Source organism: Streptomyces sp. NBC_00386 (assembly GCF_036063235.1).
Classification (GTDB): Bacteria; Actinomycetota; Actinomycetes; order Streptomycetales; family Streptomycetaceae; genus Streptomyces.
The window spans coordinates 3811848-3832124 of record NZ_CP107950.1; the positions used below are offsets into that span (position 1 = coordinate 3811848).

At 71.1% G+C, this 20277-nt stretch carries 21 protein-coding genes; 11 read left to right on the forward strand and 10 right to left on the reverse strand.

Annotated elements, in window-relative coordinates; genetic code table 11:
* Window positions 1–187 precede the first annotated feature (187 nt).
* On the forward strand, window positions 188–1078 hold the full coding sequence (locus OG780_RS16590) for a L,D-transpeptidase family protein (protein ID WP_328448980.1): 891 nt from the start codon (window positions 188–190) through the stop codon (window positions 1076–1078).
* A gap of 371 nt (window positions 1079–1449) precedes the next feature.
* Here OG780_RS16590 and OG780_RS16595 read toward each other — a convergent pair whose 3' ends face one another.
* From OG780_RS16595 to OG780_RS16630, 8 genes are all read right to left on the reverse strand, one after another.
* Complete coding sequence (locus OG780_RS16595) at window positions 1450–2538, reverse strand: hypothetical protein (RefSeq protein ID WP_328448982.1); 1089 nt, start codon at window positions 2536–2538, stop codon at window positions 1450–1452.
* Window positions 2538–3200 (reverse strand): RNA polymerase sigma factor, encoded by a 663-nt coding sequence (locus tag OG780_RS16600; RefSeq protein WP_326785903.1) that lies wholly within the window; start codon window positions 3198–3200, stop codon window positions 2538–2540. The genes OG780_RS16595 and OG780_RS16600 overlap by 1 nt, the downstream gene beginning before the upstream one ends.
* Window positions 3201–3746: 546 nt before the next feature.
* Complete coding sequence (locus tag OG780_RS16605) at window positions 3747–4547, reverse strand: hypothetical protein (RefSeq protein WP_328448985.1); 801 nt, start codon at window positions 4545–4547, stop codon at window positions 3747–3749.
* 291 nt (window positions 4548–4838) lie between these two features.
* Complete coding sequence (locus OG780_RS16610; protein WP_326785905.1) at window positions 4839–5456, reverse strand: RNA polymerase sigma factor; 618 nt, start codon at window positions 5454–5456, stop codon at window positions 4839–4841.
* 196 nt (window positions 5457–5652) lie between these two features.
* Window positions 5653–6033 (reverse strand): hypothetical protein, encoded by a 381-nt coding sequence (locus tag OG780_RS16615; RefSeq protein WP_328448988.1) that lies wholly within the window; start codon window positions 6031–6033, stop codon window positions 5653–5655.
* A 176-nt stretch (window positions 6034–6209) separates the two neighbouring features.
* Window positions 6210–6782 carry a hypothetical protein gene (locus OG780_RS16620; protein WP_328448990.1) on the reverse strand — a complete coding sequence of 191 codons (573 nt, stop codon included), beginning with the start codon at window positions 6780–6782 and terminating at the stop codon, window positions 6210–6212.
* Window positions 6783–6960: 178 nt separating this feature from the next.
* Entirely contained in the window at window positions 6961–7722 is a 762-nt protein-coding gene (locus OG780_RS16625; protein ID WP_328448992.1) for a DUF4328 domain-containing protein, read from the reverse strand.
* 188 nt (window positions 7723–7910) lie between these two features.
* A complete protein-coding gene (locus tag OG780_RS16630) occupies window positions 7911–9545 on the reverse strand; it encodes a beta-N-acetylhexosaminidase (RefSeq protein ID WP_443062166.1) in 1635 nt (544 codons plus the stop codon).
* Between the two features lie 393 nt (window positions 9546–9938).
* Between OG780_RS16630 and OG780_RS16635 the strand changes: the two genes are divergently transcribed.
* From OG780_RS16635 to OG780_RS16660, 6 genes are all read left to right on the forward strand, one after another.
* Window positions 9939–10511, forward strand: coding sequence for a 2-oxo-4-hydroxy-4-carboxy-5-ureidoimidazoline decarboxylase (locus OG780_RS16635; RefSeq protein WP_328458183.1), 573 nt, complete (start codon window positions 9939–9941; stop codon window positions 10509–10511).
* A gap of 167 nt (window positions 10512–10678) precedes the next feature.
* Entirely contained in the window at window positions 10679–11059 is a 381-nt protein-coding gene (gene sdhC, locus OG780_RS16640; protein WP_078943667.1) for a succinate dehydrogenase, cytochrome b556 subunit, read from the forward strand.
* A gap of 5 nt (window positions 11060–11064) precedes the next feature.
* Window positions 11065–11556 carry a succinate dehydrogenase hydrophobic membrane anchor subunit gene (locus tag OG780_RS16645; protein ID WP_328448995.1) on the forward strand — a complete coding sequence of 164 codons (492 nt, stop codon included), beginning with the start codon at window positions 11065–11067 and terminating at the stop codon, window positions 11554–11556.
* A 23-nt stretch (window positions 11557–11579) separates the two neighbouring features.
* Window positions 11580–13334, forward strand: a complete 1755-nt coding sequence (gene sdhA, locus OG780_RS16650; RefSeq protein WP_328448997.1) for a succinate dehydrogenase flavoprotein subunit — start codon at window positions 11580–11582, stop codon at window positions 13332–13334.
* Window positions 13334–14113 carry a succinate dehydrogenase iron-sulfur subunit gene (locus OG780_RS16655; protein ID WP_328448999.1) on the forward strand — a complete coding sequence of 260 codons (780 nt, stop codon included), beginning with the start codon at window positions 13334–13336 and terminating at the stop codon, window positions 14111–14113. The genes sdhA and OG780_RS16655 overlap by 1 nt, the downstream gene beginning before the upstream one ends.
* A 152-nt stretch (window positions 14114–14265) precedes the next feature.
* Window positions 14266–14877, forward strand: a complete 612-nt coding sequence (locus OG780_RS16660; protein WP_328449001.1) for a Uma2 family endonuclease — start codon at window positions 14266–14268, stop codon at window positions 14875–14877.
* On the opposite strand, the gene OG780_RS16665 is transcribed toward OG780_RS16660, so the two are convergent.
* Together OG780_RS16665 and OG780_RS16670 are read right to left on the reverse strand one after the other, a co-directional pair.
* A complete protein-coding gene (locus OG780_RS16665) occupies window positions 14878–17343 on the reverse strand; it encodes a DUF4132 domain-containing protein (RefSeq protein ID WP_328449003.1) in 2466 nt (821 codons plus the stop codon). It abuts the gene before it with no gap.
* Window positions 17340–17732 carry a hypothetical protein gene (locus tag OG780_RS16670; protein ID WP_328449005.1) on the reverse strand — a complete coding sequence of 131 codons (393 nt, stop codon included), beginning with the start codon at window positions 17730–17732 and terminating at the stop codon, window positions 17340–17342. Before OG780_RS16670 ends, OG780_RS16665 begins: the two co-directional genes overlap by 4 nt.
* 169 nt (window positions 17733–17901) lie before the next feature.
* Here OG780_RS16670 and OG780_RS16675 point away from each other — a divergent pair, with 169 nt between their 5' ends.
* From OG780_RS16675 to OG780_RS16690, 4 genes are all read left to right on the forward strand, one after another.
* Window positions 17902–18327: a VOC family protein gene (locus OG780_RS16675; protein ID WP_328449007.1), complete on the forward strand. Its 426-nt coding sequence runs from the start codon at window positions 17902–17904 to the stop codon at window positions 18325–18327.
* Window positions 18328–18486: 159 nt separating this feature from the next.
* A complete protein-coding gene (locus OG780_RS16680) occupies window positions 18487–18894 on the forward strand; it encodes a hypothetical protein (RefSeq protein WP_328449009.1) in 408 nt (135 codons plus the stop codon).
* Window positions 18895–18899: 5 nt separating this feature from the next.
* Window positions 18900–19430, forward strand: a complete 531-nt coding sequence (locus tag OG780_RS16685; RefSeq protein WP_328449012.1) for a thiol-disulfide oxidoreductase DCC family protein — start codon at window positions 18900–18902, stop codon at window positions 19428–19430.
* 9 nt (window positions 19431–19439) lie between these two features.
* Complete coding sequence (locus OG780_RS16690; RefSeq protein ID WP_328449014.1) at window positions 19440–20264, forward strand: TetR/AcrR family transcriptional regulator; 825 nt, start codon at window positions 19440–19442, stop codon at window positions 20262–20264.
* The last annotated feature ends 13 nt before the right edge of the window (window positions 20265–20277 follow it).

Consider the following 20277-nt stretch of genomic DNA (forward strand, 5'->3'; position numbering starts at 1 on the left):
ATCACCCAGGGACTCGTCCGCGAGCTCGTTTCCCGCCGCTCTTCCGCCGTACGGCGGCTCGTTCCGTGGTTCTCTTCCAACATGCCGCCCAGTTCGCAACCGGTCACCCGCGGGGAGCATCTCAGGTGACACGACGGCGGGACGGGGGCCTGATGTGCACGACAGGACGGCTGGAACAGGGGTACGGATGCGTACGACCGGCTTGAAGAGATCGCTGGCCGCGCTCGCGGTGTTCGCCGTGGTGAGCGGCTGCACGGCACACGCGGTGGACGCGGAGGGGAAGAAGCCGCCGGTGAGGATCGACGGTTCGGCCGGCTCGCCTCCCGGCGCGAGGGGGAAGGACGACGGCAAGCCCGCCTCCCCCTCGAAGGGCGGGGACGGCACGTCCGGCTCCACGGGTGCGGGTAAGGGCGAGGAGCGGCCCGCCGCCGAGCCCGCCGAGCCCGCCAAGGTCCTCTGGTCCCGGGGCGACCGGGGCGACGACGTCCGCAGGGCGCAGGCCCGGCTGCACCAGGTCGCCTGGCTGATCACCCCGCCGACGGGGACGTACGACGCCCGGACGGTCGCGGCCGTGAAGGGGTTCCAGGGCAAGCGGGGGCTGCCGCGCACCGGTGATCTGGACGCCGTGACCTGGCAGCGGCTGCGGAGGATGACGCACGAACCGGTCGCCTGGGAGCTGTACCCCTACGGCGGGCAGCCGGCCGCGAGGCCCGACCCGCGCTGCATGAAGGGCCGTGTGCTGTGCGTCAGCAAGACGAGCCGCACCCTGCGCTGGATGATCGACGGCAGGACGGTCTCGGAGATGGACGTCCGGTTCGGCTCGCAGTACACGCCCACCCGCGAAGGGGTGTTCAGCGTCTCCTTCAAGTCGCGCCACCATGTGTCGACGATCTACCACACGTCGATGCCGTACGCGATGTTCTTCAGCGGTGGCCAAGCGGTGCACTATTCCTCGGACTTCGCGGCCCGCGGCTACTACGGCGCCTCGCACGGCTGCGTCAACGTGCGGGACGAGGGCAAGGTGGCGGCGCTGTTCGCGCAGGTCCGCACGGGCGACAAGGTCGTCGTCTACTGGTGACGGGCCCGGCGCGGGAAAGAGAGTGGGGCGCGGGCGGGACCGGGGGAACGTGTCCCGCCCGCGCCAGTTGCACAGAGCCATGGGTACGGGGGGAACCCCGGCTCCGTGCTACGGCCGATGACCAGTCGGCTCATCACGTACTGCGTCGCGGCGGCCGAAAACGTCACACCCAGCCAATAGAATTTTCAACGAAATAAGAAAGCGCAGGTCAGAGAGGTGCCGGGGCGTGTCGCTCCGGAGAGCAGACAGCGTGACGGCACGTCGGGCCGAAGGGCTGACAGCGTGACGGGGCGTCCGCCACGGAGCTGACGGCGCGGCAGCGTGCCGGCCGGGAAGCCCGTCGCCCGATCAGTGCCTGTGGGAACGGCCGTTCACGCAGACGTGCGGGCAGACAGGCCGGGCATCGTCCTCGGCGTCAAGCTCGGCAGCGGGCGCCACGTCCGAGCGGCCGGCAGGAGCGGAGTCAGTCCCGGACGCCGTACGGACGGTGCGCTGACACCGTTGTCCCGGGGATGGCCGCCGCCCGGCCCTATGTGGTGGCCGTCGTCGTCACCGCCGCCCGAGTCCCCCTGATCGCCCCGGCCGGAGCCGTGCCCCGACCCCTGCTCGCCGCCGTCGCCCGAACCGTCTTCGCCGGTGCCTCCGCCCGATCCGCGGCCGAGGACTCCCGAGCAGTACAGCCTCACCCGGGCGCCACCGCCCGCCACATGCTCCAGGACACGCCTGCGGTCCGCGTCGAGGTCCTTGCCGTCGAGGATGTCACGGCAGTACGAACGCGTCCGGGACCACCATTCGCGGGTGCGGTCGGCGCTCCCGGTGTCGTCGGGACGTGGCAGACCACTCGCGTAGCCGGGTCCCGCGGACGAGGAGGTGTCCTCGGACGGTGTGCCCGACGGACCGTCAGGCACCGGCACCACGGCGCCGTTTCCGCCGGATACCCCGGGTGACGGCGAGGGCGAGGCCGAGGCGAGCGGACGGTCCGGGGTCCGTACCGCCGTGACCGTCGCGGCCGGGCCCGGGTGTTCGCGGGTGAACGGGGTCGGCAGGACTCCGGTTCCGGCCGCGACGGCGACCCCGCCGAGCATCCCGACGGCCAGCACGGCGGCGAGCCCGAACCGGGTGGGCCGTCCCCAGCGCGTCCGGCGTCCGTGTGCGGCGGGGCGTCCGATCCGTACGAGACCGGCGTCCGCGGCGTGCCCGCCCGGGCGGGCGCGGCGGTGGCCGAGCTGCGCGACGGCGCCGTCGCCGTCCGCGCGCGCCTTGCGGAACGCGGCCAACGCGGCCGCCTCGCCCGGGAGTTCGTCGCTGGTCGGCTCGGGTTCGGCGGCGAGTGCGCGAAGGGCCGCGGCGAGGCGGTCCACCTGGTCACGCGTGCCGGGGTCGACGGCTTTCGGCGGCTCCCCGTTCAGCAGACGCTCCGCGGCGTCCCGGTCCAGCCACCTGTACTGCTCGTCGGCCATCACATGTCCTTCTGCGCCCGCGAACGCGTATGCGTCACACCGGCGGACGTCACCGCACGGGTGCGGGAACCTCGTTGCGGGGGAACGGCGTCGAGCGCGCCGACGGATTCCGGATCGGTGCCGAGCAGCTCCGCGAGCCGTTTCAGACCCCGGTGTGCGGCCGTCCGAACGGCTCCGGGGCGCTTGCCGAGGGTCTCGGCGGCCGACTTGGCGTCGAGGCCGACCACGACACGCAGGACGACTGCCTCCGCCTGGTCCTGCGGGAGCTGGGCGATGAGCGAGAGGGTGCTGCCGGTGGACAGCGCCTCCATGGCCTCGGTCGCGGTGTCGGAGTCGGCCGCCTTGCCGGTCAGCTCGGTCTCGTCGCCGCCTATCGCGGGCCGGCGCCCGCGCATCCGTATGTGGTCCAGCGCGCGGTTGCGGGCGATCCTCGCCGCCCAGCCTCGGAAGCGGTCCGCGTCCCCGCTGAAGCGGTCCAGGTCACGGGCGATCTGGAGCCAGGCCTCGGACGTGACGTCCTCCGCGTCCGGCTCACCGACCAGCGTTCGAACGTATCCGAGCAGGCGTGGGTGCACAGCTCGGTACACAGTCCGGAACGCGGTCTCGTCCCCGTCCTGTGCGGCAAGTACCGCGGCGGTCAGCTCCGCGTCGTCCCCCAGCACCCCCGCGCCCCTCTTTGCGCCTCGACCGGTGTCGCTCTCGCGGACCGGGTTCTCGCCGTCGTGCGTTCCTCGATGGACGGTTGTGGTCTCAGGTCCGCGTGGTCGTGGTCTGCTGCCCCACGCGGTTCTGGTCACAGGCCCCACGTGGTCGTGGTTCCCGAGACCGCACAGTCGTGGTCCCAGGTTCCTCGTGGTTGCGGTCGTCCTCTCCCCGCACCGGCGCGAAAGGCACGTTACGGCCTGAAACAGCTCCCCGTCCATGTTCGTACAACGTGCAACTACACGGTGACCGTGCGAGGTGTGACACAAAACGCAGTCACGGCGCTGTAGAGAGTACGGGTCGCCGCGCGGCCCGTGCCGCGCGACGGTCGGGGCCTCTCCTGTGGGGGGTGGCGGCCCCGGCCGTTGCCATCGGCGGGGACGCCTGCCGCCACCCGGCGGACACGCCCGTCGCCCTCACAGCCGCCCCGCCCCGCCGAAGCACTCGGGGCCCGGCCCGGTGGCCTTCCGGCCCCGCCCGCCCCGCCTGTCGCGGCCCCTCCGCGCCTACCGCCCGCTCCTGGTCTTCGCCGGCTTCGGTGTCGCGGCCGGACTCCGCGGAACCGGCGTCCCGTCCGACTTCCCGGACTTCTCCGCGCCCTTCGCGTTCTCCGTACTCCCCGCCCCCCGCGCACCCTTCGTCCCGGCGCGCGCGGCCAGTTGTTCGGCGCAGAACGCCTCGACCCTGTCCTCGCCGCCGGCGGCCGCGACAAGCCGCTGCCAGACGCGAGCGTCCAGGGCGTCGCCCCGGCCCCTCACCGACGCGTACGCACGGCAGTGGGCCTCCGTGTCCTGGGCCCACGGCGGACGGCTCACGGAGCCGCCCGGGGCGAGGGCACCGGGAGCACCGGGACCGACCGGCGCCGCGGCCTCCGGGAACCGGTCGGGGACACCGGCGGAGGGGCGGGCCACGGCTCGGTCCCGCTGCCCGGCGTCGTCGTGGGAGACCGGTCCGATGGCCGCGACGGCGACGCCGCCCAGCGTCAGACCGGCCAGCAGTACGGCGAACACGGCTCGCAGCGAACGGCTCGGCCGCCCCTGCTCCTTGGGGCGCCAGTCGTCCCGCCGCCGGGTGGGCGCGGTGTGCGCGCCGCCGTCCCGCGCGGCGCGGAAGGCGGCCACGGCCTGCGTCCGCGCCGCCGCGTCGTCCGCCCGGCCGCGCACCGCCGCGGCGAGGAGCCCCTCCAGGGGGGTCTGTCCGCCGCCGGGGTCCGCCGGAGGAGCGACGCGAGGTCCGAAGGCCGCGCCGTCGCCGACGTGCCGTTCACCCGTGCCCGGTTGCGCGTCCGGTTCCCTGTGCGGTTCCACGTCCGGTTCCCTCTCCAACTGCCGCTGCGCCCTGCAACTCCTCGCCGTACCAGGACTCCGCTCCGCGCTCCACGCCGTACAACGCCCGCGCTCCGCACGGCGTCCCGTGTCCGCGGGACGACACCCCGTCCGGCGCCCCGGCCGCGGACCGCGGCCCGACGCCGTACGGCAGCCGTCCTCCGCGCGAGGGCCGTCCGCCGTGCACCATCCGTACACCGGTCGATTTCCTTCCGCCGTACGCCGACGCGGTTCCGGACGACGGCGCGGTGCCGGCCGTTCCGGACGCACTGTTCATCCCGACTCCCCCAGCGTCCGGGGCTCCTCATCCGTCACACCCGCGACGCCGAGCTGGCGCGCGAGCCGCTTCAGGCCCCGGTGGGCGGAGGTGCGCACCGCACCGGGGCGCTTGCCGAGCACCCGCGCCGCGGCCGGCCCGTCGAGGCCGACGACCACCCTCAGGAGCACGGCCTCGGCCTGGTCGCGCGGCAGCCCCGCGAGCAGTTCGAGGGCGTACTCGGTGGACAGGCTCTCCAGTGCCTCGTCCTGTGTGCTGTGCCTGCCCGGCAGGTCCAGCGCGTCCTGCTCGAGGGCGGTTCCCCGTGGCCGTACCCGCAGCCGCCGCAGATGGTCCAGCGCCCGGTGCCGGGCGATGGTCGCGGTCCAGCCGCGGAACCCCGCACCGTCTCCCCGGAAGCGTCCCAGGTCCCGGGCTATCTCCAGCCAGGCGTCGGACGCCACGTCCTCGGCGTCGTCGCCGACGATGCCGCGCAGGTAGCCCAGCAGTCCGGGCTGCACGATCCGGTACGCGGCCGCGAAAGCGACCTCGTCCCCCTCCTGCGCCCGCGCCACGGCCACGCCCAGTTCCGCGTCGTAAGGCTGCGCGCGGCGGGGTTCCCCTCCCTGGCCCAACACTGTCCTCGTTCGCACCGAGTTCGCCCGAATGTGCCTGCCGACGCGGCCGTCCGCGCCGACACCCTCATGGTCATCAGCGTCGGGCCCCACGGAAATGTCACAGGGCGTCAGGCACTCCGCCCGGACCGGCCGGGCCACCGGCAGCGGACGCCGCGGGCCCTCGCCGCCCGGCCGACGGGACCTCGGGCACCCCTCAGCGGGTGGCCTCGCGGCACAGCAGGCGCAGGGAGCCGTCGCCCGCGTAGCAGCGGCGGGCCTCTTCGATCGGGTCCCACAGTCGTCCGTCGGGCGTACGGAGCCAGTGCTCGCCGCCGGTCTCCCACCACTCGGCACCGCCGTGACGGGCGACCACCTCACCGGCGTAAGCCCCGAATCCGCGCAGCACGCTCTCGACGGCGGCGTACGGGGCGCCGTCCCGGCGTATCTCGTCGATCACGCGGTCCACACGCCACAGGCTCTGTGCCGAGTAGTCGAGGCGCAGCCGGGCGCCCTCGCGCATGACCGCGACCGTGTCGGCCGCCCAGCGAACGGGCTTCGTCGCAGCCGAGGGCCGCGTTGCTTGAGTTGCGTTCACACCCGATAGAGCGCGACGGCGGCCGGATTCGTCACGCGTTCGGGCGGGGGTTCGCGACACCGGCCCAGGACCGCCATCTCCGCCCCGGAACGATCACACAAACCCCTCAGGAACAAGGTTTGGGGTGCGCCGGAGCCATACCGCCTCCGGCGCACCCTCGCGCGTTCGTCCCGGGACTAGGCCCGTCCGCGTGCCCTGCGTGAGACGACCGCCCGCAGGACGCGTCGCCCCTCCGTCGACGCGTCCAGCGCGAACCTCAGTCCGCCCTTGCCGTGCTCGGCGAGCAGTTCCAGGACGGAGACCTGGCGGCGCAGTTCGGCGGCGACGAGCGGGGACATGCCCTCGGTGCGCCCCTCACGGCGTGCCGTCACGCACGCCTCGGCGTCGTCGGCGTGGTCGAGGAACCGGTGCACCTGGAGCGCCGCGACCGAGCAGGCGTCGGACCAGGCCCGCAGCTCGTCCTCGGAGGGCTTCGCGGGGACCGCTTCGAGCATCCCGCGGGCGAGCTCGGCGGCGTGGTCCTCGTCGGTCACGGCCGGCTCGGGGTCCTCCGTGTCCAGCTTGGCGCGCGCCTCCTCCAGACGCGTTCCCCACTCGGCCCAGGTGTCCGCCTCCGCCAGGCTGGCCCACAGGGGCCGCAGGACGTCGTCGTCACCGCCGAGCAGCGGTACACACCGATCCAAACAAGCCAGACCACTGGCTGCCAGACCTCGCTCGTCGGCACGAGCGATCAGTTCCACCAGACTCATCGCGACTCCCTCGAAATGCCTCGACAGGGCGCCCTTACCTTACGGAGCCCGCACTTCCCCTTACTGCGTGCAACGGACCAGGAGTGTCACAGTGCGATCCCACCCTGCCGGTCGAGGAGCCGAATGAACAGGTTTTCGGCCAAACACTCGCACCGGGACCGGCACACATTCCGCCTCGTCAGCCGTCGACCGCGACCGGGTCCGCCTTCGCCTTCCGGTCCTGCATCCGGGTCAGCTTGAGGACGACGGCGATGGCGAGGACGGCGGCCACGATGTCGAGGCCGTCGGCGATCATGAGCTGGAAGGCGGCATCCTGGATCTGCTGGGCCGTTTCGGCTTTGCGGGCGGCGGTGGTGGTGAAGCGGCCCACCAGCAGCCCGATGAGCCAGAACGTCCACCAGGCGTTGACGAGTCCGAGCCGGCTACGGGTGCCCGCGGGGCGGCTGGCGTCCCAGATCTCGGCCATGACCCGACGCGGGCGCACCAGGTTCACGAACGGCACGAACCAGCCCCAGCCCGCCCAGGCCCGGGAATGGGTGTGCCCGAAGGGGTTGAAGACCTCGGCGTTGACGCGAACCCGCAGGAACCAGACCAGGTAGACGGCGGCGGCCACCACCAGGGCGGCCGTCTGCGCGTATCCGGCGGCGGCGTTGAGCGCGTCCGCCTGATCGGCCCGTCGTACGAGGGAGGCGAGGGACTCGCCGCCCGCGAGGGCGATCGTGGCCGTGCTCGTCACGTCGTACACGTTGTAGTCCGCCCAGACCCCGAAGAGGTCGGCGGCGATCACCAGGCCGAGCAGCGCGGCGGTGGCCCTTCCGAGGGCGACCGGCGAACGCAGCCAGGCGGGGCCGTGCGGCGACGGGAGCGGCGGCAGCGGGGGCAAAGGGGGCCGTGCGGCGGCCCCCTGCTCGGCGGGCTGCGGCGATGGCGGCATGGTCATGAGACCCCCCAGATCTGCCGTCACGTCACGGTGACGGCACAAGAAGCCGGACGCACCCCTCCCCAGAGGTGTCGCCCGGCCCGCGAACAAGTAGGCGGAACATAAGGTTCCGAACCTTGTCGCGTCCAGTCCCTCCGACGAGCCCCACCGCCCCGCGACCGGCCCCGTTCCCGCCGGACCTGGGCCGCTCAGCCCAACTGGCCCGCCAGTGCCCTGAACTGGGTCCAGGAAAGGGACGGCGTACGGGAATCCCACAGTTTCTGGGTCAGGGCGCGCAGCGGCATGCGGATGCCCGCCGCGACCTGGTCCTGGGTCTGGGAGTTCGCGAGGTCGCACCAGACGGCGAAGGAGCCGCCGAGGATCTGGGGGTCGTACTTCGCGGGGACCGGGGTGGTTCCGCGCAGGACGAGGGGGGTCCACTGCTCGTAGATGCGCTGCCCGGTCGGGTAGACGAAGGTCTGGGGTTCGCCGAGGACGTAGTACAGGTACTCGTCGTTGTAGTTGATGACCTTGCGGCCCGTGCTCAGGTACTCCACCGGCTGCCGGGCCCCGATCTCCTTGCCGGTCCAGTACGCCACCCGGAGGCTGCCGTCGGCCTGGACGGTGCCCCCGCGGAAGAAGCCGTCGTTCCAGGCCCGCGCCGTCCGGCCGTGACCCTGGACCACCTTGGCGCGGTCGTTCAGCCAGCCGGTCGTGAGGTCGGTGACGCCCGCGCCCGCCCCGTACTTGTTCCTGGCCGCGGTGACCAGCTGCGGGAAGGACGCCGCCGGGTTCGCCACCGTCAGGGCCTGGTACTCGTCGCCGCCGAGGTGCCAGTCGGTGCCGGGGAAGAGGCCCGCGTACTCGTCGAGCAGGTCGTCGACGATCTGCGCCGCGGCGGGCTTGGAGATGTCGACGGCGCCGCGAACGGGAACGCCCGAGACGTTGCGGAGCTGGAGATCGGGGTGCGCCGCGATGACCGCGCCGAGGTGGCCCGGCGAGTCGATCTCGGGTACGACGGTGATGTGCCTGCTCTTCGCGAGGGCGACGATCCGGCGTACCTCCGCCTTCGTCAGATGCTGCTGCGACACGATCTCGGGGTGCGTGTCGGACTGGATGCGGAAGCCCTGGTCGTCGGAGAAGTGCAGGCCGAGCTGGTTGTACTTCAGGTCCCCGAGCTCGCGCACCCGGTCCTCGATCCAGGCCGCCGTGAAGTGCTTGCGCGCGATGTCGAGCATGAACCCGCGAACCGGCTTCGCGGGCCGGTCGCGCACCACGCCCTCCGGTGCCGTACCGCCGCCGTGCACCTCCTGTTCGAGGGTGCGCGTGCCGTAGAAGACACCGGCCTCGGCGGGCCCGGCGATCTTGACCTGGCCGTTCTTGACGGTGAGGGTGTACGACTCCGGGCCCGCGTTCCCCTTGTCCAGGCCCAGCTCGACGTCGCCGGCCCGGGCGGCGGTCCGCCCCGCGTACGTCAGCTTGAGCTCGCCGGCGAGCAGTTTGCCCTCGTCGGCGAGGTTGTCGTCGTTCACGACCACCCGGGCACCGGAGGCCGGGCGCCAGCCGGGACCGTGGGCCGCGGTGTGCTCACGCACGGCGGGGATGGTGCGAGGCGCCTTGGAGAGGGGGTAGCTCCGGGTCGGCGACGGGCTGGCGGCGGACACGACCCCCGACCGGTCACCGGACGGCACCTTCGCTCCGGCCGGCCCCCCGCCTCCGTCGGGCCAGACCGCCACGGCCACCGCGACGACACCGGCGACCGCCAGACCGCTCGCGACGAGTTTGGCCCGCCCGTCCCGTCCTGCCCGCCGCCGCCGCGGCGCGCGCCGCCTGCCACCACTCACTCCGCCACCCTCGTCTCACCGCGCCCGCTTCGCGGCGCTCACATCACAGCGCCCGCTTCACGGCGCCCACTCCACAGCCCGTCACCGGGCCGTACCCCCCTCAGGTGTACTCCCCCTGCGAGGTGTCCACCTCTTCCACCCCTTCGGAACACCTCACCGGACCGGCCCCACTCCCACCGCAGACTCTGCCCCGACCGTCACCGCAACCGTCCACCGCACGCTCCGAAACTCTCCCGTGCGGGTGAAATCCCGGTATCCGTCGGACAGGTCTGGACACACCTCGATAGCGTGAGCAGCACAGCTTTCACTTACGCCCCTGCCGAAACACACGTATCGCACGCACGTCACGCTCACCGGACGTCGCGCGTCCCACCCCCACGCCGAGGACCCACGCTGACGTCGCACCGTCTCCCACGCCTCCCCGGCCAGGTCGCCCTCCCCGAGCAGAAGAGCGCGGTTCCGTCCCCGGTCCGCCTCGACGGGTTCAACTCCGCACCCGCCGGAGAGGTCACCCGCGCCCTGCTCACCTGCTGCCGCAGCCTGCGCTGGGTCCACCGTCTGGCCGACCACCGCCCCTACCCGGACCTCGGCGCGCTGCTGGCCGCGGCCGACGAGGCGGCGTACGACCTGACCCCCGCCGACCTGGCGGAAGCCCTGGCCGGCGAATCGCTCGCACCGCTCCCGGACGGCGCGTACTCCGCCGCCCACACCGCGCTGAGCGCCGCGCACGCCGCGTACGAGAGCAGATTCGGACACGTGTTCGTCATCTGTCTGGACGAATTCACCCCTGGGGAGGCTCTCGACCAGGTGCTCGTCGGAATCCGGTCACGCCTGGCGAACGACCCGGAGGAGGAGCGGGTCGTCACCGCCGACGAGCTGCGCAGACTGGCCCGCGGCCGGCTGACCCGGCTCGTCCGTCAGTTCGCCCACCAGCCGCGAATCGCCGATATCCGGCGCCCGGAATAGCCCGAACGTGCCTGATTGATTGCCAGTTTGATCACATTGATAGGGCCGCTGTAAGCGTTCCGACAACACGTCGCTACGATGGCCGGGGCCGGTGGACCGTACCCGGCCGGGCCCGACCGACAGAGAAGCCGGCGCGGCCCCAATCCCCGCTCCCGGAGGGTTCTTCCGTGCCGGCTGGAACGCTGTACCGCGGCCGGGAAGGAATGTGGTCCTGGGTGGCTCATCGAGTCACCGGCGTCCTCATCTTCTTCTTCCTGTTCGTACACGTGCTGGACACCGCTCTCGTCCGTGTCTCCCCCGAGGACTACGACAAGGTCGTAGCCACGTACAAGACGCCGATCGTCGCGCTGCTGGAGTACGGCCTCGTGGCCGCCATTCTCTTCCACGCGCTCAACGGCCTGCGTGTCATCGCCGTCGACTTCTGGTCCAAGGGCCCGCGCTATCAGAAGCAGATGCTCTGGTCCGTCGTCGGTATCTGGGTCGTGCTGATGTTCGGGGCGCTCTACCCCGTCCTCGGTCACGCATTCCGCGAAGTATTCGGGAGCTGACGCAGATGTCCACTACTGACACCGCCGCTTCCGGCATCGGCCCCGTGGAGGGCGCCGGAGAATACTCGGCCTACAGCGTCGACAACCCGGCCCCGTTCATCGAGGCGCCGCGCAAGCGCACCAAGAAGACCCCGAAGTCGACCCGCGGCAACTTCGAGATGTACGGCTGGCTCTTCATGCGCCTGTCCGGCATCGTCCTGGTCGTCCTGGTCCTCGGCCACCTGCTGATCCAGCTCGTCCTCGACGGCGGCGTCTCCAAGATCGGCTTCGCCTTCGTGGCGGGCCGCTGGGCGAGCCCGTGGTGGCAGACCTGGGACCTCGCGATGCTGTGGCTGGCCATGCTGCACGGCTCCAACGGCCTGCGTACCGTCATCAACGACTACGCGGAGCGCGCCAACACGCGCCTGTGGCTGAAGGGCCTGCTGTACACCGCCACGGTGTTCACGATCCTGCTGGGCACGCTGGTGATCTTCACCTTCGACCCGAACATCCGCTAGGCACGGGGCTGAGGCAACCACTCATGAAGATCCACAAGTACGACACCGTCATCGTCGGCGCCGGCGGCGCCGGCATGCGCGCCGCCATCGAGTCGACGAAGCGCAGCCGCACCGCCGTGCTGACGAAGCTCTACCCCACCCGCTCCCACACGGGCGCCGCGCAGGGCGGCATGGCCGCCGCGCTCGCCAACGTGGAAGAGGACAACTGGGAGTGGCACACCTTCGACACGGTCAAGGGCGGTGACTACCTGGTCGACCAGGACGCCGCCGAGATCCTGGCGAAGGAGGCCATCGACGCGGTCCTCGACCTGGAGAAGATGGGCCTCCCGTTCAACCGGACGCCCGACGGGACGATCGACCAGCGCCGCTTCGGCGGTCACTCCCGCAACCACGGCGAGGCCCCGGTCCGCCGGTCCTGCTACGCCGCGGACCGCACCGGTCACATGATCCTCCAGACGCTGTACCAGAACTGCGTGAAGGAGGGCGTGGAGTTCTTCAACGAGTTCTACGTCCTCGACCAGCTGATCGTCGAGGTCGACGGGGTCAAGCACTCGGCGGGCGTCGTCGCCTACGAGCTCGCGACCGGCGAGATCCACATCTTCCAGGCGAAGGCCGTGATCTACGCGTCCGGCGGCACCGGCAAGTTCTTCAAGGTGACCTCCAACGCGCACACCCTGACGGGTGACGGCCAGGCGGCGGTCTACCGTCGCGGGCTGCCGCTGGAGGACATGGAGTTCTTCCAGTTCCACCCGACCGGCATCTGGCGCATGGGCATCCTGCTGACGGAGGGCGCCCGCGGTGAGGGCGGCATCCTCCGCAACAAGGACGGCGAGCGCTTCATGGAGAAGTACGCGCCGGTCATGAAGGACCTCGCGTCCCGTGACGTCGTGTCCCGCTCCATCTACACGGAGATCCGTGAGGGCCGCGGCTGCGGTCCCGAGGGCGACCACGTCTACCTCGACCTCACGCACCTCCCGCCGGAGCAGCTGGACGCCAAGCTGCCCGACATCACGGAGTTCGCGCGCACCTACCTCGGCATCGAGCCCTACACGGACCCGATCCCGATCCAGCCCACCGCGCACTACGCCATGGGCGGCATCCCGACGAACGTCCAGGGTGAGGTCCTCTCGGACAACACCACCGTCGTTCCGGGCCTGTACGCCGCCGGTGAGGTCGCCTGTGTCTCCGTGCACGGCGCCAACCGTCTCGGCACGAACTCGCTGCTGGACATCAACGTCTTCGGGCGCCGGGCCGGAATCGCGGCCGCGGAGTACTCGGCGAAGGCCGGCTACCTCGAACTGCCCGAGGACCCGGCCTCCCAGGTCGTGTCCCAGGTCGAGCGCCTGCGCAACTCCACGGGCACCGAGCGGGTCGCCGACATCCGCCGTGAGCTCCAGGAGTGCATGGACGCCAACGTGATGGTGTTCCGCACCGAGCAGACGATCAAGACGGCGGTCGAGAAGATCGCGGAGCTGCGCGAGCGTTACCTCAACGTCTCGGTCCAGGACAAGGGCAAGCGGTTCAACACCGACCTGCTGGAGGCCATCGAGCTGGGCAACCTGCTCGACCTGGCCGAGGTCATGGCCGTGTCCGCGCTCGCCCGCAAGGAGTCCCGCGGCGGTCACTACCGCGAGGACTACCCGAACCGCGACGACGTCAACTTCATGCGCCACACCATGGCGTACCGCGAGGTCGGCGACGACGGCACCGAGTCCATCCGTCTCGACTACAAGCCGGTCGTCCAGACCCGCTACCAGCCGATGGAGCGTAAGTACTGATGGCTACTCCCACTCTGGACAAGGCGGACGCGGCCGGAACACCCGAGCCCGGTTTCGCCGACTCCCCCTACATCACCGCCACGTTCCGCATCCGCCGGTTCAACCCGGAGGTCTCGGCGGAGTCGGTCTGGGAAGACTTCCAGCTGGAGATCGACCCCAAGGAGCGTGTCCTCGACGCGCTGCACAAGATCAAGTGGGACCAGGACGGCACGCTCACCTTCCGCCGCTCCTGCGCCCACGGGATCTGTGGCTCGGACGCCATGCGGATCAACGGCAAGAACCGTCTGGCCTGCAAGACGCTGATCAAGGACCTCAACCCCGACAAGCCGATCACGGTCGAGGCCATCAAGGGCCTGACGGTGCTGAAGGACCTCGTGGTCGACATGGACCCGTTCTTCCAGGCGTACCGCGACGTGATGCCCTTCCTCATCACGAAGGAGACCAACGAGCCGACGCGCGAGCGTCTGCAGTCGGCCGAGGACCGCGAGCGGTTCGACGACACGACCAAGTGCATCCTGTGCGCGGCGTGCACGTCGTCCTGCCCGGTGTTCTGGAACGACGGCCAGTACTTCGGTCCGGCCGCCATCGTGAACGCCCACCGCTTCATCTTCGACTCGCGTGACGAGGCCGGGGAGCAGCGCCTGGAGATCCTCAACGACAAGGACGGTGTGTGGCGCTGCCGCACGACGTTCAACTGCACGGACGCCTGCCCGCGCGGTATCGAGGTCACCAAGGCGATCCAGGAAGTCAAGCGCGCACTGATCACGCGCCGCTTCTGACGGTCACCCCGATGTGCCCGAAGGGCCCCGCTCCTTGGAGCGGGGCCCTTCGGCGTGTCGTGGCACGCTCGAGTGAGGCGGTGGGAAAGGGGCATGCGCGGTCCGCCCGTCCTACGATGATGCTCTCGACACCAGCCCGCAGGAGGCACGCGATGTCCGCAGCATCCGTCGAGCGGCCCCACGACGACCGTCCGCTGATCGCGGAGGCGAACCGTCTCATGGACCGCAACCCGGGCTACCGCGTCGAGGTCATCGGAGGCCAGATCCTCGCGTCCCCGCCGCCGGACGGCCCTCACGCCGAGGCCCTGACCAGTCTCACCGTCCCCTTCCTGACGGCTGGGCTGCACGCCTCGGGAACACGAGTGCTCCAGGGGATCGGGCTGTGGCTCCCCAGTGGCACGGAGGACTACGCGATTCCGGACCTGTCGGTGGTGGATGCCGGCTACCGGGACAGCTACATCGAGAACAACTGCTACGACCCCATCTGCTTCCGCCTCGTCCTGGAAGTCACGTCCAGCAACTACCAGTCCGATCTGCGCACCAAGGTCTCCGCGTACGCCGGCGCCGACGTGCCCGTGTACGTCGTCGTCGACCGCAAGCACCAGCGCCTCCACGTGCTCACCGACCCGGCCGAGGGCGGATACGGCAACCACCGCATCCACGCCCCCGGCGAAATCGTCACTCTCCCCGACTCCCTCGGCGCCAAGGTCACCCTCGACGTGGCCGAGATCCTCGCAGCGGGCGGCCCCGAACCGGCTTCCTGATCACAACTGGCTCAGGATCGTCGGATCCGTGATCCGCAGGTCGTCCGCCAGCAGCATCGCCTTGCTGAGGATCACCGCCAGCATCCGGTCGCCCTCGAACGGCAGATAGCCGGCCTGGGGACCTGTCGTGGCGGACTTCGGGACGATGCACAGGTACTGGTCGTTCGGGCTCATCAGGATGTTGCCCGAGCCCAGATGGATCTTGTACGTGTGCCGCTCGCCCTTCACGTGCAGGAAGCGGCCCTCCAGGGTGCAGCGGTCGGCTATCGCCAGCCAGGGGATCAGCCGGTCGAGCAGGGCGCGGCGGGTCTGCGCGGTCTCGGTCAGTTCGCCGAAGCCGTACGACGCCCAGTACTCCTGGAAGCGGCCGCCGGGGCCGCCGTCCTGCCAGGTCGGGTCGTTGCCGACGCTGGAGACTCCGACGAACAGGTCGACGTCGCGCAGGACTTCGGACAGGACGAGCGGCGGGATCCCGGTGAGCGGCAGCGGCTCGACGGGGTCCTCGTCGGAGCCCAGCCACATGCGGTACTCGCCGCCGTAGCAGTGCGCCGAGTTCTGCGGGGCGCCGATCGGGTAGAAGCGCACCTGGTCGGTGCGCAGCCGCAGATAGCTGCCGGACTCGGTGGTGTCCTCGCCGTACTCGCCGTCACCGGTGATCCAGTACTCGGCGCGCAGCCCCCACCGGGGCAGTTCCCGGGTGGCCGGGGGCGCCTCGTCGTCGACGCAGAGGCGGAGCTTGTTGCGCCAGCCCCTGACGGCGGCCAGGGAGTTGAACTGGTGCTGACGCACGAAGTGCGCGGCGAAGCGGTTCGAGTACGTGCCCGTCGCGCGCTCGGCGTCGGTGAGGAGGTAGACCTCGCGGTGGGCCTGCTTGAAGGGCTGGGTGATCTCGTGCCGCTCCAGCCAGTCCCGCCAGGCGACGACCTCGGCGGGCTCGCGGCCGGCCGGGTGCCAGAGGGTGACCTCCTGGCCCGACGTCACCGGGGCGTCGGCCAGGGTGGACAGCTCGCCGTTCGCGAACCCGACCGGTGTGCCGTCGACCGTCCACAGGAGCCGGCGGGCGAGGGTGCCGACGAGGGAGTGGTCGAGGTAGCGCTTGCGCCAGGTGTCGTACGTCCAGGTGCGCCGGCCGAGGAACTGCCGGTCCAGGCGCTCGGTCTGCGCCGAGAGCATCTTGTCGATGTCCTTGAGGGCCGCCTTGAGCTCCTTGAGCTCCTCGGCGTGGTCGCGCCGTACGGCGACGGGCACGCTCTTGACGGCCTTGCCGCTCGCGTTGCGCCAGCTCAGCACGGCGCGTGAGCCCTGGACTTCGAGGAGCGCGGTGTTGTCGCCGAACTCGTGACGCGCCTGCCCTACCTCGGTGAGCCCGTACGCCGGGACGGCCAGTTCCTCGATCTCCTCCCGGGTGAGCCCGAGGGCGGTGGCCTTCGCCTCCAGGAAGCCGTCGATGAGCTTGGCCGTGGCCTTGTACGTCACCCGGGTGGCCAGCCTGGCCAGTTCGGCGAGGGCCGCCTCTCCGTCGACGCGGGAGAGCGCGATGACACCGGCGTTGGCGACCTTCGGGTTGCGCGGGCCGAGTCCGGCGACCTTCTTCAGGGAGGTCTCGACGAGCGCGCCGAGGGCCCGGGCGGTGTCGGGGTGGGGCGGCAGCAGGGAGACCAGCCAGGCGAGGCCGCGCAGGGCGTCGGCGTTGTACGAGTCGTAGGCGTTGTTGATGTCCGCCTCGTGTCCCCGGACCTCCAGTGGGTGGGTGCGGGGGCGGCCCACGAGGGCGAGCCAGGACAGCGCGGCGGCGCGGACCCGGTCGGCGCCGAGGGCGTCGACAAGAGTGTGGGCCTGCCGGTCCCACTTGGCGGAGGGCTTGGAGGCGGTGGCGGTCGTCAGGTGGGTCAGCAGAGCCTGCCAGTCGGGGCCGGTGCCGTCCCTCATGGCCTGCTCGGCCCATTCCTCACCGACGTTGAGGACGGGGCTCGTGAGCTTCTTCAGCAGGGCCGCGACGAACCCGCGGCGGTAGGTGTCCATGCCGGTGCGGCGGAGGACCGCGACGACAGTCGGGTCCAGGTCGCGGCCGGCCGCCAGTTCGGCCTCGGCCAGGACGTCCATCCGCGTCGCGTGCCAGACGGTGTTCTGCCTGCCGAGTTCCTCGAGCTGCCTTACCCGTTCGTCGGCGAGCGGGTACTCCGGGAGGCCGTGGGAGACGGCGGCGAGCATGATCAGCACGTGGTTGCGGGGTTCCGATCTGCCGCCGACCGTGCAGTAGCCCTCGGCGAGCGCGTCGGCCAGCCTTTTCCGCTGGTCGGCGGGGAGTTCGCCCAGCAGGCCGAGGATCTCGTCCCAGCCACTGCCCCATTGGCCCGTGTTGACCAGTGCGGCTCTGAGGAGGTCGGTGGCGAGCCCGCCCATGTTGCCCTTGGCCGCGTTCGAGCGGATCCACCCCAGATGCGTCTTGGTGTCGGCCATCGTCATCCCCCTACCAGCGCGACGAGCTTGAGGAAGGTGACCTCGGTGCCCAGGACCAGTTCGATCTCCTCGTCGAGGTCGGTCACCTGACGCTCCCCCACGAGCACCAGAAAGCCGTTCCCGGCGAAGGCCTTGAGCGCCAGCTCGGTCTGTGCCTCCGGGTCGATCCGGCGGGGCGTGCGCAGCGCGTAGCCGTTCAGCAGGCGCTCGGTGTCCTCGGGCTGCACGAGCCCCTGGAACACCTCCGGCATGTCCGCGTTGTACTCGGCGACCTCCTGGAAGACCCTCCGCCGGATCAGCTCGCGCACCGCGAGCCGCTCCTCGGCGATCTCGAGCCCCCAGCCCGCGCCCCGGCCACCACTGGTCGTCTCGTCGACGAACATCACCATTCCCATGCGGACGACAGTACGAGCCCCCACTGACAATCGGTCACCGGGACCACGTCGTTCGGGACGGTCGCGTCCGCGACGACCGCTCAGGGCGCTTGACCTCAACGGGTGATCACACGTTCGGCCCGCGGGCAGCCCTTCCCCCTCCCCCATCGCCCGCTCATAACTTGATGACATGTCAGATGGCGTGTCACAGGAGATGTACGAGCTGCTCGGGCTCGACAACGTGCTGCTGCCCGTCGGGGATCTCGGCGAGGCCGTGGGTTTCTACGAGCGCGCCGGGTTTCCGCCGGCGTTCCGGCTGGACGAGGCCGGGATCGCGGTACTGAAGGTGGGCAAGGAGACGCCCGGGGTGCTGCTGCGGCTGGACGAGGAGCTGAGCCACCGGCCGCCGCCGTGGGCGTCGCCGCGGCTGTGGCTGGAGGTGCCGGACGCCCGCGCGGCGGCCCGCTCGCTGGCCGCCGCGGGCATCGCGACCCTCGACGGTCCCTTCTCCGGCGCCACCGGCTGGACGGTCGAGTTCGCGGACCCCTGGGGCAATGTCATCGGGCTGACGGACTACACCAAGCGGCCCGAACTCGCCCGCCGGGCCCGCCGATAGCCGGGGCACCCCCTCGCGCCCCACCCTCGGCCGCCATGCGGGGGGTGTGCGGCCCGAGCTCTTCCGGCACCCACTCCCGATCCGACTTGAACATGTTCAAAAGGAGGTCTACATTCATCCCAGACAGCGTTTTGAACGCGTTCAAGAAGGGGTGGGGACATGGACCTCACAGTCGTCGCTTACGTCATCTACCTGCTGGTCAGCATCGCGCTGACGGTCTGGGTGGCGCGCACGCTGAGCCACAACGGACGGATCTTCCTGTCGGACGTCCTGCACGGCAACGAGAAGCTCGCCGACGCCGTCAACCACCTGCTGGTGGTGGGCTTCTACCTCGTCAACCTGGGCTTCGTCGCCCTTTATCTGCACCAGAGCGACGAGATCACCGACGCCCGCGAGATCTTCGAGGCCCTGTCGACCAAGCTGGGTGTCGTCCTGCTGGTGCTCGGCGTCATGCACCTGGGCAACGTCTACGCCCTCAACAAGATCCGGCGGCGGGGTGTCATGGAGCGCGAGCAGACTCCGCCGGTGCGGCCGACGGACTGGGCCGCCCCCGCGGCCGGGGCGTGAGACCGGTGACCGGCGCATCGGCCACCCGGGACCGGGACGCGGCACGCGTCCCGGTCCTCGGGCTCACCGTCCTCTACGACGCGCGCTGCTCGCTGTGCGCCTTCCTGAAGAAGTGGCTCACCGGGCAGGCACAGCTCGTACCGCTGCGGTTCGTGCCGGCCGGTTCGGAGGAGGCCGCCCGGAGCTATCCGCGGCTCGACCACCGCGCCACCCTGGACGAGATCACCGTCGTGGGGGACGCCGGGCAGGTCTACCAGGGAACCGCCGCCTGGATCGTCACCCTGTGGGCGCTGCGCGAGTACCGGGCGCTGGCCCATCGGCTGAGCACTCCCACGGGGGCGAGGCTGGCCAGGGGCGCGACCCTCGCCGCCGCCAAGTGGCGCGAGGCGCAGGCGTCGTCCCGGACGTCCCAGGGGCGATGGGGCGGTGGCTCGTACCACTGGGGCGACGGGTGGAGCTACGACCCGGCCGCGGGATGGACGTACGCACCCCCCGCCTGCGACAGCGGCGAATGTTCGACCGTTCCCACTCGTTAGGCTCGTCCCGTGCCAGCACCGACAGACAGCCCCGGCCCCACCGGATCCTCCGAGCCCACCGCGGCCTCCGAACCCGCCAAGTCCCCGGGCAAGGAGGCGAAGAGCCCGGCGAAGAGCGAACAGACCCGGGCCCTGATCCTGGAGACCGCGATGCGGCTCTTCCAGGAACGGGGGTACGACAAGACGACGATGCGCGCCATCGCCCAGGAGGCCGGGGTCTCCGTCGGCAACGCGTACTACTACTTCGCCGGCAAGGAACACCTGATCCAGGGCTTCTACGACCGGATCGCCGCCGAACACCGGGAGGCGGTCCGGGAGGTGCTGGACCGCGAGACGGACCTGGAGGCCCGGCTGGGCGGTGTCCTGAAGGTGTGGCTGGACATCGCCACGCCGTACCACGAGTTCGCCGTGCAGTTCTTCAAGAACGCCGCCGACCCGGACAGTCCGCTCAGCCCCTTCTCCCCCGAGTCGGAGCACGCGCGCGCGGAGGCCATCAGCGTCCACAAGGAAGTGCTGGCCGGGGCGAAGACCAAGGTGCCGGAGGAACTGCGCGAGGTGCTGCCCGAGCTGATGTGGCTCTCCCAGATGGGGCTCGTCCTGTACTGGGTCTTCGACCGCACCGAGAGCCGCGAACGCAGCTACCGGCTCGCCGAGCGCGGCGCGCGTCTGACGGCGCGCGGCGTCTCACTGGCCCGCTTCCGTCTGCTGCGGCCCCTCGTCCACGAGGTGCACGAGCTGTTCACCGACTTCCTGCCGGGGATGACGAAGGCGCTGCCCGACCCGGCGAAGAAGACGGACCGAGGCCCGGCCGACCCGGCGGGGGAAACGGGCTGAGGGGCGCCCGCCG

Bases quoted from the DNA above. Each gene is read 5' to 3' on its own strand.
- OG780_RS16590 (WP_328448980.1), top strand. From the start codon at position 188: ATGCGTACGACCGGCTTGAAGAGATCGCTGGCCGCGCTCGCGGTGTTC.
- OG780_RS16595 (WP_328448982.1), bottom strand. From the start codon at position 2,538: ATGGCCGACGAGCAGTACAGGTGGCTGGACCGGGACGCCGCGGAGCGT.
- OG780_RS16620 (WP_328448990.1), bottom strand. From the start codon at position 6,782: ATGAGTCTGGTGGAACTGATCGCTCGTGCCGACGAGCGAGGTCTGGCA.
- OG780_RS16625 (WP_328448992.1), bottom strand. From the start codon at position 7,722: ATGACCATGCCGCCATCGCCGCAGCCCGCCGAGCAGGGGGCCGCCGCA.
- OG780_RS16645 (WP_328448995.1), top strand. From the start codon at position 11,065: ATGTCCACTACTGACACCGCCGCTTCCGGCATCGGCCCCGTGGAGGGC.
- sdhA (WP_328448997.1), top strand. From the start codon at position 11,580: ATGAAGATCCACAAGTACGACACCGTCATCGTCGGCGCCGGCGGCGCC.
- OG780_RS16655 (WP_328448999.1), top strand. From the start codon at position 13,334: ATGGCTACTCCCACTCTGGACAAGGCGGACGCGGCCGGAACACCCGAG.
- OG780_RS16660 (WP_328449001.1), top strand. From the start codon at position 14,266: ATGTCCGCAGCATCCGTCGAGCGGCCCCACGACGACCGTCCGCTGATC.
- OG780_RS16665 (WP_328449003.1), bottom strand. From the start codon at position 17,343: ATGACGATGGCCGACACCAAGACGCATCTGGGGTGGATCCGCTCGAAC.
- OG780_RS16670 (WP_328449005.1), bottom strand. From the start codon at position 17,732: ATGGGAATGGTGATGTTCGTCGACGAGACGACCAGTGGTGGCCGGGGC.
- OG780_RS16675 (WP_328449007.1), top strand. From the start codon at position 17,902: ATGTCAGATGGCGTGTCACAGGAGATGTACGAGCTGCTCGGGCTCGAC.
- OG780_RS16680 (WP_328449009.1), top strand. From the start codon at position 18,487: ATGGACCTCACAGTCGTCGCTTACGTCATCTACCTGCTGGTCAGCATC.